General features: G+C 71.2%; 13 protein-coding genes and 1 pseudogene. 13 read left to right on the plus strand and 1 reads right to left on the minus strand.

Annotated elements, in window-relative coordinates; all coding sequences use genetic code 11:
• Positions 1-112: 112 nt before the first annotated feature.
• The 12 genes and pseudogenes from rplS (at position 113) to ACZ7P3_RS29840 (ending at position 10,240) form a co-directional block, all read left to right on the plus strand.
• The gene (rplS, locus tag ACZ7P3_RS29785) at positions 113-463 is read left to right on the plus strand and encodes a 50S ribosomal protein L19 (RefSeq protein WP_472086313.1); all 351 of its coding nucleotides are present in this window, start codon (positions 113-115) and stop codon (positions 461-463) included.
• 45 nt (positions 464-508) lie between these two features.
• Positions 509-1,207, plus strand: coding sequence for a signal peptidase I (gene lepB / locus ACZ7P3_RS29790; RefSeq protein ID WP_472086314.1), 699 nt, complete (start codon positions 509-511; stop codon positions 1,205-1,207).
• A pseudogene (gene lepB / locus ACZ7P3_RS29795) lies at positions 1,200-2,288 on the plus strand (signal peptidase I); the annotation flags it as partial. The gene lepB (ACZ7P3_RS29790) and the pseudogene lepB (ACZ7P3_RS29795), both read left to right, overlap by 8 nt.
• Positions 2,179-3,174: a signal peptidase I gene (lepB, locus tag ACZ7P3_RS29800; protein ID WP_472086315.1), complete on the plus strand. Its 996-nt coding sequence runs from the start codon at positions 2,179-2,181 to the stop codon at positions 3,172-3,174. The pseudogene lepB (ACZ7P3_RS29795) and the gene lepB (ACZ7P3_RS29800), both read left to right, overlap by 110 nt.
• 65 nt (positions 3,175-3,239) lie before the next feature.
• Positions 3,240-4,022 carry a signal peptidase I gene (gene lepB / locus ACZ7P3_RS29805; protein WP_472086317.1) on the plus strand — a complete coding sequence of 261 codons (783 nt, stop codon included), beginning with the start codon at positions 3,240-3,242 and terminating at the stop codon, positions 4,020-4,022.
• The gene (locus ACZ7P3_RS29810; protein ID WP_472086319.1) at positions 4,012-4,536 is read left to right on the plus strand and encodes an NUDIX hydrolase; all 525 of its coding nucleotides are present in this window, start codon (positions 4,012-4,014) and stop codon (positions 4,534-4,536) included. Before lepB (ACZ7P3_RS29805) ends, ACZ7P3_RS29810 begins: the two co-directional genes overlap by 11 nt.
• 56 nt (positions 4,537-4,592) lie before the next feature.
• Positions 4,593-4,901 carry a DUF2469 domain-containing protein gene (locus ACZ7P3_RS29815; RefSeq protein ID WP_003965949.1) on the plus strand — a complete coding sequence of 103 codons (309 nt, stop codon included), beginning with the start codon at positions 4,593-4,595 and terminating at the stop codon, positions 4,899-4,901.
• A gap of 106 nt (positions 4,902-5,007) precedes the next feature.
• The gene (locus ACZ7P3_RS29820) at positions 5,008-5,370 is read left to right on the plus strand and encodes a YraN family protein (RefSeq protein ID WP_472086321.1); all 363 of its coding nucleotides are present in this window, start codon (positions 5,008-5,010) and stop codon (positions 5,368-5,370) included.
• Between the two features lies 1 nt (position 5,371).
• The gene (locus tag ACZ7P3_RS29825) at positions 5,372-6,982 is read left to right on the plus strand and encodes a YifB family Mg chelatase-like AAA ATPase (RefSeq protein ID WP_472086322.1); all 1,611 of its coding nucleotides are present in this window, start codon (positions 5,372-5,374) and stop codon (positions 6,980-6,982) included.
• A gap of 256 nt (positions 6,983-7,238) precedes the next feature.
• Positions 7,239-8,432: a DNA-processing protein DprA gene (dprA, locus tag ACZ7P3_RS29830; RefSeq protein WP_472086324.1), complete on the plus strand. Its 1,194-nt coding sequence runs from the start codon at positions 7,239-7,241 to the stop codon at positions 8,430-8,432.
• A gap of 342 nt (positions 8,433-8,774) precedes the next feature.
• Positions 8,775-9,617 carry an RNA polymerase sigma factor WhiG gene (whiG, locus tag ACZ7P3_RS29835; protein WP_472086326.1) on the plus strand — a complete coding sequence of 281 codons (843 nt, stop codon included), beginning with the start codon at positions 8,775-8,777 and terminating at the stop codon, positions 9,615-9,617.
• A 65-nt stretch (positions 9,618-9,682) separates the two neighbouring features.
• Positions 9,683-10,240, plus strand: a complete 558-nt coding sequence (locus tag ACZ7P3_RS29840; protein WP_472086499.1) for a TetR/AcrR family transcriptional regulator — start codon at positions 9,683-9,685, stop codon at positions 10,238-10,240.
• Positions 10,241-10,608: 368 nt separating this feature from the next.
• On the opposite strand, the gene ACZ7P3_RS29845 is transcribed toward ACZ7P3_RS29840, so the two are convergent.
• Positions 10,609-11,190: a murein hydrolase activator EnvC family protein gene (locus tag ACZ7P3_RS29845; RefSeq protein ID WP_472086328.1), complete on the minus strand. Its 582-nt coding sequence runs from the start codon at positions 11,188-11,190 to the stop codon at positions 10,609-10,611.
• Positions 11,191-11,463: 273 nt separating this feature from the next.
• Here ACZ7P3_RS29845 and rpsB point away from each other — a divergent pair, with 273 nt between their 5' ends.
• Entirely contained in the window at positions 11,464-12,417 is a 954-nt protein-coding gene (gene rpsB / locus ACZ7P3_RS29850) for a 30S ribosomal protein S2 (RefSeq protein WP_472086329.1), read from the plus strand.
• The last annotated feature ends 153 nt before the right edge of the window (positions 12,418-12,570 follow it).

Here is a 12,570-nt window from a genome sequence, read left to right on the forward strand (position 1 = left end):
GTGCGCCCCTGCCACAGGGGGACACGACGCCCGTCCCGACGCGCACGGCACAACCTCTTGAACACCTAGTTCCCGTTGATGACCTGTGGCATCAGCGAAGAAAGCAGACGAAATGTCTCACCTGCTCGACTCCGTCGACGCCACGTCGCTGCGCAGCGACATCCCGGCCTTCCGCCCGGGTGACACCGTCAACGTCCACGTCCGCGTCATCGAGGGCAACCGCTCCCGTGTGCAGCAGTTCAAGGGCGTCGTCATCCGCCGTCAGGGCTCCGGTGTCCGCGAGACCTTCACGGTCCGCAAGGTCTCGTTCTCCGTCGGCGTCGAGCGCACCTTCCCGGTGCACACCCCGATCGTCGAGAAGATCGAGCTGGTCACCCGCGGTGACGTGCGTCGCGCCAAGCTGTACTACCTCCGTGACCTGCGCGGCAAGGCCGCGAAGATCAAGGAGAAGCGCGACAACTGAGCGCTTTCCCGGAGTCACAGCGGGGCCGGATAGCATCTGGCCCCGATGGACACCGAAGCACAGCCGACGCAACGCGACCGCTCCTCCCGCCCCGGTACCACTCGGGGCACGGAGGGCCGGTCGCGTTTCGCGTTGGTGTCGCGGGTCGCCGAGTGGGTGCCCGGCGGCAGGATCACCCTCACCCTCTTCGTCTGCCTGGCGTTTTTGCTGCTCCTCAACGCTTTCGTGGTGCAACCGTTCCAGATTCCGAGCGGATCGATGGAACAGGGATTGAGGATCGGCGACCGCGTTCTCGTAAATAAGTTGGCGTACCGTTTCGGTGCGCAGCCGCGCCGCGGCGACGTGATTGTCTTCGACGGGACCGGGTATTTCGGGGACGCCGACTACATCAAGCGCGTTGCAGGGGTGGGGGGAGACCACGTTGTCTGCTGCGACAAGGAGGGAAGGCTCCAGGTGAACGGCCGGCCGGTCGACGAGACGGCGTTCCTGTATCCCGGGGACAGCCCCTCCAGCGTCCCCTTCGACGTCGTCGTGCCCGCGGGCCGCCTCTTCGTCCTCGGAGACCACCGCAGCGACTCCAGCGACTCCCGCGACCACCTCGGCTCGCCCGGCGGCGGCATGATCCCCGTCGGCGACGTCATCGGCCGGGCCGACTGGATCGCCTGGCCGTACGCCCACTGGACGCACCTGACGCGGCCCCCCGCCTACGCGCGCGTCCCGGCCCCGGAGGGCGCGCATGGGTAACCGCGGCAAGCCGCGCGGAGTGCCCAGCACGCCCGCAGAGAACCTGCTGCCCACCGGCTCCCGCCGCATCACGGCGCCGGCCGGCGGCCGCACGCGCGCGGAGCGGCGCAAGCTCCAGCGCAAGGTGAAGCGCAAGCGCAGGCGATCGGCCGTCCGGGAGATCCCTCTGCTGGTCGGTGTCGCCGTCCTCATAGCGCTGGTCCTGAAGACCTTCCTCGTCCAGGCGTTCGTGATCCCCTCGGGCTCCATGGAGCAGACGATCCGCATCGGCGACCGCGTCCTGGTCGACAAGTTCACCCCGTGGTTCGGCTCCAAGCCGCAGCGCGGGGACGTGGTCGTGTTCCATGACCCGGGCGGCTGGCTGGCCGACGAGCAGACCGCCAAGAAGCACGACCCGGTCGGCGTCAAGCAGCTCAAGGAAGGCCTCACCTTCATCGGCCTGCTGCCCTCCGACAACGAGAAGGACCTGATCAAACGGGTCATCGGGGTCGGCGGGGACCACGTCAAGTGCTGTGACGCGCAGGGCCGGGTCACCGTGAACGGCGTCCCGCTGACCGAAGGCGACTACCTGTACCCGGGCAACTCCCCGTCCTCCACGCCCTTCGACATCACCGTGCCCAAGGGACGCCTGTGGGTCATGGGCGACCACCGGGACAACTCCGCGGACTCCCGCGCCCACCAGAACACCCCGTACGGCGGAACGGTCTCCGAGAACTCGGTGGTCGGCCGGGCCATGGTCATCGGCTGGCCCGTCGGCCACTGGACCAGTCTCGACGAACCTAAAACCTTCGCAAGCGTTGCGAACACCGTGTCGGGGTCGACCGCGGCCCCTCGGCCGTCGCATAGGGTTGCCCCCGACGATCCGAACGGAATGACCCGACTCCCGACCCCTGCGGAACTCCCGCTCGTTATGGGAGTGGTGGGCCTGCACCGTATCCGGGGCAGGCGGCGGCAGAGAGTAAGGAGTTGGCGTGGGGGATGTGGCGGTTGGCGCACGGTCGGGACACGACGGCGAGGAGCACCGCGGGCACCCCGTGGAGGCGAACGGTCCCGCTCAGGACGGCGCCGTGACCTCCGGGAACTCCGACTTCTCGGCGGCCGACGACGGGTCCGGGGACGAGCAGGAGCCTCGGGCCGAGGGAGAGGGCACGGGCGAGGGCGCCCGCCAGCCGAAGAAGCCGCGCTCCTTCTGGAAAGAGCTGCCGATCCTGGTGGTCATCGCGCTGGTCCTGGCGCTTCTGATCAAGACGTTCCTGGTGCAGGCGTTCTCGATTCCGTCCGACTCGATGCAGAACACCCTCCAGCAGGGTGACCGCGTCCTGGTCGACAAACTGACTCCGTGGTTCGGTTCGAAGCCGGAGCGCGGCGAGGTCGTGGTCTTCCACGACCCGGCCGACTGGCTCGCGGGCGAGCCGACGCCCACCCCGAACCCCGTGCAGAAGGTGCTCAGCTGGATCGGCCTGATGCCGTCCGCGGAGGAGAAGGACCTGATCAAGCGGGTGATCGGCGTCGGCGGCGACACGGTCCAGTGCAAGGGCACCGGCCCCCTCGTGGTCAACGGCAAGGCACTGAACGAGCCGTACGTCTACCCGGGCAACACGCCGTGCACCCAGGACGACCAGGGCGGCCAGTTCAAGGTGAAGATCCCCAAGGGCTACATCTGGGTGATGGGTGACCACCGCCAGAACTCCCGTGACTCCCGCTACAACCAGTCCGACAAGAACCACGGCATGGTCCCGGTCGACAAGGTCGTCGGCCGCGCCATCGTGAAGGCCTGGCCGATCAACCGCTGGGGCACGCTGCCGGTACCGGACACCTTCGACCAGGGCCTCGACCAGAAGTCCTCCGCCGCGGCCTCCCTGACGGTGGCCCCCGAGGGCGTGGCCGTCGCGGCCGTCCTGCCGGTGCTGCCGCTGGCGGCCCGCCGGCGCAGGCGGGCGGAGCGCCCGGAGTCCAAGAAGCGGTAAGGAGCTGACCGGGCCGGGAAAGAGGGGCTGCCCCTGCCCGGTACCGCCGGGTAGGGTGCGGGTCCATGGGTGGCGAGAGCACGACGCGTACGGCCCCGCACGGCGCGGGCACAGGCACGGCACCGGCCGGCGGCAGCCGGATCGGGCAGCGACTGTCCGGGCTGGCCGTGGCACTGGGTCTGGTGCTGTTCCTCGGCGGATTCGGGTGGGGAGCGGTGGCGTACCGGCCGTACACCGTGCCCACCAGCTCGATGTCCCCGACGATCCACGTCGGCGACCGGGTGCTGGCCCAGCGCGTCGACGGCGACCAGGTGCGGCGCGGTGACGTGGTCGTCTTCCGCGACAAGAGCTGGGTCACCAATGCCAACGTGGTCAAGCGGGTCGTCGCGGTCGGCGGCGACACCGTCTCCTGCTGCACGAACGGCAAGCTCACCGTCAACGGCAAGCAGATCGACGAGCCGTACCTGCCGGCGGGCAGCCTGGCCGAGAACCAGAACATCCCGACCGTGACCGTCCCCGAGGGCCGGCTCTTCCTCCTCGGCGACGAGCGCCAGGGCTCCCTGGACTCCACCGCCCACCTCACCGACGCCGCCAAGGGCACGGTGTCCCGGGGCGCCGTCTCCGCCCGCGTCGACGCCGTCGTCTGGCCCATGAACGGCATGCTCAAGCGCCCCACCGGGTTCGAGACCCTGGGCGCCCTCTCCCGGCCGGGTCCGCTCGGGACCATCGAGCTGCTGATCGTCGCCGGCGTCGTCCTGATCCTCGGCGGCGGCGCGTACGGCCCGATCGAGAAGCGGCTGGGCCGCTCCCGCACCCGTACCCGTCCGGAGCCCGCCGGTGTCCGCTGAGACCAGGCGGACGGGCGAGGACACCTACGAGGGCGGCCTGCGCAAGGTGGCCCGGGTGGTCCTGCTCGACCCCGAGGACCGCATCCTCCTCCTGCACGGCCATGAGCCGGACGATCCGGCCGACGACTGGTGGTTCACCCCCGGCGGCGGCCTGGAGGGCACGGAGACACGGGAGGAGGCCGCGCTCAGGGAACTCGCCGAGGAGACCGGCATCACCGACGTCGAACTCGGTCCTGTGCTGTGGCGGCGCAGGTGTTCCTTCCCGTTCGCGGGCCGCCGCTGGGACCAGGACGAGTGGTACTACCTGGCCCGCACGGCCCAGACGGCCACCGGGGCGCTGGGGCTGACGGAGCTGGAGCGGCGCAGTGTCGCCGGAGCACGCTGGTGGACGTGTCAGGAACTGACCCGGGCGCATGAGACGGTGTATCCGACCAGACTCGCCGAGCTGCTGCGCACGCTGCTCGACGAAGGTCCCCCCGCCAGGCCCGTGACCCTGGACACGGAAATCGTCTGAGGGCTCGTCGGACTGGCGCACAATGGTGGGATCGCACGGCTGAAGGGGAACATGCCATGAGCGCCGAGGACCTCGAGAAGTACGAGACCGAGATGGAGCTCAAGCTCTACCGGGAGTACCGAGACGTCGTCGGTCTGTTCAAATACGTGATCGAGACGGAGCGGCGCTTCTACCTCACCAACGACTACGAGATGCAGGTGCACTCGGTCCAGGGCGAGGTGTTCTTCGAGGTGTCCATGGCGGATGCCTGGGTCTGGGACATGTACCGGCCGGCCCGCTTCGTGAAGCAGGTACGCGTCCTCACGTTCAAGGACGTGAACATCGAAGAGCTGAACAAGAGCGACCTGGAGCTTCCCGGCGGGTGAGGTCGCTCGTGTGGGTGACCGAGTTGTCCACAACCGGTGAGTAGCACACCAAGATCAACTCGATCGGGTCGGATGCGTGACCGTTGGCACCGGAGGTGGTGCCGACATGAACGCACGAAGCGCACTCGGCAGGTACGGGGAAGGGCTCGCCGCGCGGCGGCTGAGCGAGGCCGGGATGACCGTCCTGGAGCGGAACTGGCGCTGCGGCAGGACGGGCGAGATCGACATCGTGGCCCGGGAGGGCGACGTCCTGGTGGTCTGCGAGGTGAAGACCCGCAGGGGCGGCGGCTACGAACAGCCGATGGCCGCCGTGACGCCCGAGAAGGCACAACGCCTGCTGACCCTTGCCGAACGCTGGATCCAGAGCCACGGAGGAGCCCCGCCGGGTGGCGTCCGCATCGACCTGATCGGCGTCCTCCTGCCCCGGCGCGGCGCCCCGGCCGTCGAGCACGCGCGGGGGGTGGCCTGAGATGGGGTTCGCGCGTACGTGCTCGGTGGCCCTGGCCGGCGTCGAGGGAGTGGTCGTCGAGGTCCAGGCCGACCTGGAACCCGGAGTGGCCGCCTTCACCCTGGTGGGCCTCCCGGACAAGAGCCTGACGGAGAGCCGCGACCGGGTCCGGGCGGCCGTGGTGAACTCGGGCGGTGCCTGGCCGTCCAGGAAGCTCACGGTGGGCCTCAGCCCCGCGTCCGTCCCCAAGAGTGGCAGCGGCTTCGACCTGGCTGTCGCCGCCGCGGTCCTCGGCGCCGCCGAGCGGATCGACCCGCGCGTGCTGGCCGACATCGTGATGATCGGCGAACTCGGCCTGGACGGCCGGGTCCGTCCGGTCCGCGGGATCCTGCCCGCGGTCCTCGCCGCGGCCGACGCGGGATACGAACAGGTGGTCGTACCGGAGTGCGCGGTGCCCGAGGCGTCGCTGGTGCCGGGCGTCTCGGTCCTGGGGGTGCGCAGCCTGCGGCAGCTGATCGCCGTCCTCGCCGAGGAACCGGTGCCCGACGAGGAACCCGTGCCGGGAGACATCCGCCCCGACCCCTTCCTCGCGGGTCTGGCCCTGCCGGGGACGGGGCTCGGCACCGGCGCGCCCCGCGGGGTGCACGCCCCGGACCTCGCCGATGTGGCGGGGCAGCACATGGCCCGGGCGGCACTGGAGGTGGCCGCGGCCGGCAGGCACCACATCTTCTTCAAAGGGCCGCCCGGCGCCGGCAAGACGATGCTGGCCGAACGGCTGCCGGGGCTCCTGCCGGCACTGAGCCGGCAGGAGTCCCTGGAGGTCACGGCGGTGCACTCGGTGGCCGGAATGCTGCCGCCCGGGCATCCGCTGGTCGACAAACCCCCCTACTGCGCTCCGCACCACTCGGCCACGATGGCCTCCCTCGTCGGCGGCGGGAACGGACTGCCACGGCCCGGAGCGGTATCCCTGTCCCACCACGGTGTCCTGTTCCTGGACGAGGCCGCGGAGTTCCACAGCAGTGTCCTGGACGCCCTGCGCCAGCCGCTGGAATCGGGGCACGTGGTGATCGCCCGCGCCGCCGGCATGCTGAGGATGCCGGCCCGGTTCCTCATGGTGCTGGCCGCGAATCCGTGCCCGTGCGGCCGGCACGGCAGGGGCGAGGACATCTGCGAATGCCGGCCGTCCTCGATCAAGCGGTACCGCGCCCGGCTGTCCGGTCCCCTGATGGACCGCGTGGACCTGCGGGTGACCGTGGAGCCGGTCGCCAAGGCCGAGCTGCTCCGGTTGCACACCGGTGCCGAGACATCGGCCGTCGTGGCCGACCGGGTCCGGCTCGCCCGGGAGCGCGCCGCGTGCCGCTACGAGGGGCTGCCCTGGCGGACGAACAGCGAGGTGCCCGGCCATGAACTGCGCACCCGCTGGCACGTGCGGCCCGGGGCCCTCGCCAAGGCCGAGGACGACCTGGACCGGGGCCTGCTCACGGCCCGCGGCCTCGACCGTGTGCTCCGCGTCGCCTGGACGCTCGCCGACCTGGCCGGCCGGGACCGCCCCTCGGCGAACGACGTGAACTGGGCCCTGGAACTTCGCACCGGCGTGCGACGCGGCGCAGTCCTCGAAGGAATCGGCCGATGAGGGGGAGGGCGCCCTCGGCGACCGGGCCGGCAAGGCTCCGCCGGCCCGGCCCGGTTGGGCCCCGCAGAGGGCGTCGCACGCCGTACGGCGGTGGCCGGACCGGCGTCCGACTCCCTGCGGACCCCGGCCTCGGGACGTGGCCCGAGCCGTACGGCGGTGAGCGGCGCGGCGGCAACCGGCGCGTGGTCCTCCCGGAAGACGCCGGAGGACCGCTCGCCGGAACCCGGGGTGACGCGCTCGCGGGGGCAGGTGGGGCATGACGGACTGCAGTGGTCCCTTCGACCCCGCCGTGACCGGCGGAGACGCCAGGTGCGAGGAACTGGCCGGGCGGGTGTTTCTCGCCCGGGTCATGGAGCCGGGGGACGAAGTCGCGGGCAGGTGGTTGCGGGAGTTCGGGGTGGGGGAGGTGGTGCGGCGGTTACGGAAGGGCGGGGAGCCGCTGCCCGGGGTCGGCGGGACGCGGTGGGCCGGACTGCTGGCCCGGGCCGCGCGGGCCGAGCCGGAGCGGGACCTCGAGGCCGCGCGAGCCGCGGGGATGCGGTTCGTGTGTCCGGGGGACGCAGAGTGGCCGCGACAGCTCGATGATCTGGGGGACGCCCGGCCGACGGGGCTGTGGGTGCGTGGAGCGCCGGGACTGCGGATGTGGGCGCTCAGGTCCGTGGCCGTCGTGGGAGCCCGCGCCTGCACCGAGTACGGCGCGCATGCGGCGGCCTCCCTCGCCTCAGGGCTCGCCGAGCGGGGGTGGGTCGTCGTGTCGGGGGGTGCGTACGGGATCGACGGTGCCGCGCACCGCGGTGCCCTCGCCGCCGGCGGAGCCACCGTCGCGGTCCTGGCCTGCGGCATCGACCGTCCCTATCCCCGCGGCCACACCGCGCTGATCAACAGGATCGCGGAGCAGGGGCTGGTGGTCGGCGAGTTGCCGCCGGGCGATCACCCCACACCGAGCCGCTTCATCCTGCGCAACCGCGTGATCGCCGCGCTCACCCGGGGCACCGTCGTGGTGGAGGCCGCCTGCCGCAGCGGTTCGCTGGTCACCGCGCGGGCCGCCCAGCGCCTCGGCAGGTTCACCATGGGTGTCCCCGGCCCCGTCACCAGCTCACTCTCCGCAGGCGTGCACGAACTGCTGCGCGGAGAGGCCGCCCTCGTCACCGACGCCGCGGAGGTCGTCGAACTCGTGGGCGACATGGGTGAGCTGGCCCCACCCCGAAGAGGCCCCGTTCTCCCGCGTGACCTGCTGGAACCCGCCGCCCGGGCTGTCCTCGCCGCCCTGCCCGGCAACCGCACGGCCGCCGCCGGGGAGATCGCGCGCGGCGCCCGCACCACGCCGGACGAGGCGATCGCGAGACTGTACGAACTCCGAGCACTTGGCTACGTGGAACGACACGGCGACGGCTGGAAGTTGACACGCCAGGCGATGATCTCCGTCCGCGGAGGTCGTGGTCCATGTTGACCGAGGGTGTTCGGCCGTCCGGGGGAAGCCCCTACGACCTTGAGGTTTCCCGGAGTTGGCGTCTTCGGCCGGTCACACAGGGCGAGGTCCGGGGTGTGATGGTGCGGACCAGGAAACCGGCCCGCGCACGGGTGGAGCCTCGCTGTTCGCGCACCGCGACTCCCCAGTCACGCTACGCTCACGAAAGTCCGGGCGCAGACCGCGCCAACTCGACATCAGACCGACAGCTCACCCAGGTGGCGTACTTCCCCCCACGAGACCTCACCACCGCTCACTTGCCTCACCACGCAGCACTTCACAGCACTTCACAGCACTTCACGGCAGAACGGCACAAGGCGACGAATGCCCCAGCACACCTCCGGGTCCGACCGGGCGGCGATCCCCCCAGCCGCCCGCGATGGTGGCAGCGTGCGGCCGCCGGCTCCCTCGACACTCGACGAACTGTGGCGGTCGTACAAGGCGACGGGGGACGACCGGCTGCGGGAGCAGCTGATCCTGCACTACTCGCCGCTCGTCAAATATGTGGCGGGCCGGGTCAGCGTCGGTCTGCCGCCCAATGTGGAGCAGGCCGACTTCGTCTCCTCGGGCGTCTTCGGGCTGATCGACGCGATCGAGAAGTTCGACATCGACCGGGAGATCAAGTTCGAGACCTATGCGATCACCCGGATTCGGGGCGCGATGATCGACGAACTGCGGGCGCTGGACTGGATCCCCCGGTCCGTCCGGCAGAAGGCGCGGAACGTGGAGCGGGCCTACGCCACGCTGGAGGCGCGGCTGCGGCGGACGCCGTCGGAAGGAGAGGTCGCCGTCGAGCTGGGCATGGAGGTCGACGAACTGCACGCCGTGTTCAGCCAGTTGTCGCTGGCCAACGTGGTCGCCCTGGAGGAGCTGCTGCACGTCGGCGGCGAGGGCGGGGACCGGCTCAGCCTCATGGACACGCTGGAGGACACCGCGGCCGACAATCCGGTGGAGGTGGCCGAGGACCGGGAGTTGCGGCGGTTCCTGGCGCGGGCGATCAACACACTGCCCGAGCGGGAGAAGACCGTCGTCACGCTCTACTACTACGAGGGGCTCACCCTCGCGGAGATCGGCAATGTGCTCGGGGTCACCGAGAGCCGGGTCAGCCAGATCCACACCAAGTCGGTGCTGCAGCTGCGGGCCAAGCTGGCGAGCTTCGGGCGCTGAGTCGCTCCCGTTCCAGGGGGCGCGTCCGTAAAGTGGTTGACGTGCCAAGGATTCGAGCGGCCTCCGTGGCCGAGCACCGGTCGATGCAGCGAGCCGCCCTGCTGGACGCGGCGCGGTCCCTGCTGTCCGAGGGCGGGACGGAGGCACTGACCTTCCCCGCGCTGGCCGAGCGTACGGGGCTGGCGCGGTCGTCCGTGTACGAGTACTTCCGCTCGCGGGCCGCAGTGGTCGAAGAGCTGTGCGAGGTCGACTTCCCCCTGTGGGCGGCGGAGGTCGCGACGGCGATGGAGCGGGCCCCCTCGGCCGAGGGCAAGGTCGAGGCGTATGTGCGGCAGCAGCTGGCGCTGGTCGGTGACCGGCGGCACCGGGCCGTGGTGGCGATCTCGGCGAGTGAGCTGGACGCGGGGGCGCGGGAGAAGATCCGGGCCGCGCACGGGGGACTGGTCGCGATGGTCGTCGATGCGCTGGCGGAGATGGGGCACGCGGAGCCCCGGCTGGCGGCGATGCTGTTGCAGGGGGTGGTGGACGCGGCGGTGCGGAGGATCGAGCTGGGGGCGGCGGAGGATCCTGCCGCGATCACGGACGCAGCCGTGGCCATGGCCCTGCGAGGAGTAAAGGGCTGACCTTCGCCGGCACCGGCCGGGACCGATTGCACCCACGCAGGACCGGCCGGAGGCGGACGCGGCTTGGCGGGGGTCGGCCGGAGCGGGCGCGGTTTCGCAGGGGTCGGCCGGAGGCGCACGCAGCTTCGCAGGGGTCGGCCCGACGTGGGCGCGGTTTCGCAGGACTGGCCGGAGGCGCACGCAGCTTCGCAGAGGTCGGCCCGAGGTGGGCGAGGTTTCGCCGGACTGGCCGGAGGTGGACGCCGCTGCACAGGGACCCGCCGCAGACGGACGCCGCTGCACAGGGACCCGCCGGAGTCACATGCGCCTTCGCCGGGACCCGCCGGAGTCGCACGCGGCTGTGCCCGTGCCGGCCGGGGTGGGCACAGTTAGGCCGGTAGCGGTACTCCCAGGACCGGCAGCAAGCGCGACGGCCCCCGCTGCAGCAGCCACGGCGGCAGCAGCGACAGCGGGTCCAGGTAGGTCCCGCCTCTGAGCAGACCCCAGTGCACACACGTGCCGGGGCAGTGCGAACCCCCGGCCTCGACCACGCCCAGCACCTCGCCCGCCTGCACCGCATCCCCCTTCTCCACCGACGGCCGCACCGGCTCGTAGGTCGTCCGCAGATCCGTCCCCGTCAGCTCCACCGACACCACGCCCCGGCCCGCCACCCGGCCCGCGAAGGTCACCCGGCCGGCGGCGACCGCGCGCACCGGCGCACCCGGGGGTGCGCCCAGGTCCACGCCGCGGTGCCCGGGGCCGTACACCGTCGCCGGAGGCTCCCAGCCCCGTACCACCACCGGTCGGACGCCCACCGGCCAGGTGCGGGCGATGGCCGGAACTCGCTCCTCGGGGGGTGGCGCGGGCACCGGAGCGGAGGTGTCCGCCCAGGCCAAGGGGGCCAGTACCGTCACCGCGCCGGCCAGCAGCCAAGCCGCCGCCCAGGCCGTGCATCGCCTCGTTCGTCGCATGCGGGAACCCTCCCGCAGCCCTGTCGGTCACGGCCGGGGTCTGTGGACTACTCGCGGGTTGTGGAGAGCGGCGTCACCCGGTGCCCCGCCGGTCCCGTACACTTCTTCTGGCGATCCGGGTCACCGGGTCGACTTCGCACGCCCCGGTACGGCACCCGGAACGGTTCGTACCAAGCGCTCCTCGGTCCTTTGCGGCACGGCGCATTGCGGGCGTCAGGCGCGGCCGCCGTCCGGCGGACGCGGCACAACCGAGAATTTCAAGGAGATACGGCCATGGCCGTCGTCACGATGCGGGAGCTGCTGGAGAGCGGCGTCCACTTCGGTCACCAGACCCGTCGCTGGAACCCGAAGATGAAGCGCTTCATCTTCACCGAGCGCAACGGCATCTACATCATCGACCTGCTCCAGTCGCTGTCGTACATCGACCGCGCCTACGAGTTCGTCAAGGAGACCGTCGCCCACGGCGGCACGGTCATGTTCGTCGGCACGAAGAAGCAGGCGCAGGAGGCCATCGCCGAGCAGGCCACCCGCGTCGGCATGCCCTTCGTCAACCAGCGCTGGCTGGGCGGCATGCTCACCAACTTCTCGACCGTCTACAAGCGTCTGCAGCGCCTCAAGGAGCTCGAGCAGATCGACTTCGAGGACGTCGCCGCGTCGGGTCTGACCAAGAAGGAGCTTCTCGTGCTCTCGCGCGAGAAGGCCAAGCTGGAGAAGACCCTCGGTGGTATCCGCGAGATGCAGAAGGTGCCCAGCGCCGTCTGGATCGTGGACACCAAGAAGGAGCACATCGCGGTCGGCGAGGCCCGGAAGCTCAACATCCCGGTCGTCGCGATCCTCGACACCAACTGCGACCCCGACGAGGTCGACTACAAGATCCCGGGCAACGACGACGCGATCCGCTCCGTCACCCTGCTCACCCGTGTGATCGCCGACGCCGTCGCCGAGGGCCTCATCTCCCGCTCTCGCGTCGCCACCGGTGACAAGGGCGAGAAGGCCGCGGGCGAGCCGCTCGCCGAGTGGGAGCGCGACCTGCTCGAGGGCGAGAAGAAGGACGAGGCTCCGGCCGCCGAGGCTGCACCGGCCGCCGAGGCTGCTCCGGCCACCGAAGCCGCCGAGGCTGCTCCGGCCGCCGAGGCTGCTCCGGCCACCGAGGCCACCGAGGCCGCTCCGGCCGCCGAGGCCGCCCCCGCCGAGGCCGAGAAGGCCGCCGAGGGCGAGCAGGCCTGACGTCAGGGTTGACGGCGGGGGCGGCGACATGAAGTCCGCCCCCGCTGTTCACCCGTAGGTAGGCACAGCGTCCGGGATCCACGGCTACATGTGGATCACGGACCGTGCAGATCTCCGAGATCTCCCAAGACTTCGAGAAAGACTCACAGACTC

The organism is Streptomyces sp. NPDC107581, assembly GCF_055657175.1.

Coding starts and splice junctions, on each gene's coding strand:
- rplS (WP_472086313.1), top strand. CDS start 113: ATGTCTCACCTGCTCGACTCCGTCGACGCCACGTCGCTGCGCAGCGAC.
- lepB (WP_472086314.1), top strand. CDS start 509: ATGGACACCGAAGCACAGCCGACGCAACGCGACCGCTCCTCCCGCCCC.
- lepB (WP_472086317.1), top strand. CDS start 3,240: ATGGGTGGCGAGAGCACGACGCGTACGGCCCCGCACGGCGCGGGCACA.
- ACZ7P3_RS29815 (WP_003965949.1), top strand. CDS start 4,593: ATGAGCGCCGAGGACCTCGAGAAGTACGAGACCGAGATGGAGCTCAAG.
- ACZ7P3_RS29820 (WP_472086321.1), top strand. CDS start 5,008: ATGAACGCACGAAGCGCACTCGGCAGGTACGGGGAAGGGCTCGCCGCG.
- ACZ7P3_RS29825 (WP_472086322.1), top strand. CDS start 5,372: ATGGGGTTCGCGCGTACGTGCTCGGTGGCCCTGGCCGGCGTCGAGGGA.
- dprA (WP_472086324.1), top strand. CDS start 7,239: ATGACGGACTGCAGTGGTCCCTTCGACCCCGCCGTGACCGGCGGAGAC.
- whiG (WP_472086326.1), top strand. CDS start 8,775: ATGCCCCAGCACACCTCCGGGTCCGACCGGGCGGCGATCCCCCCAGCC.
- ACZ7P3_RS29845 (WP_472086328.1), bottom strand. CDS start 11,190: ATGCGACGAACGAGGCGATGCACGGCCTGGGCGGCGGCTTGGCTGCTG.
- rpsB (WP_472086329.1), top strand. CDS start 11,464: ATGGCCGTCGTCACGATGCGGGAGCTGCTGGAGAGCGGCGTCCACTTC.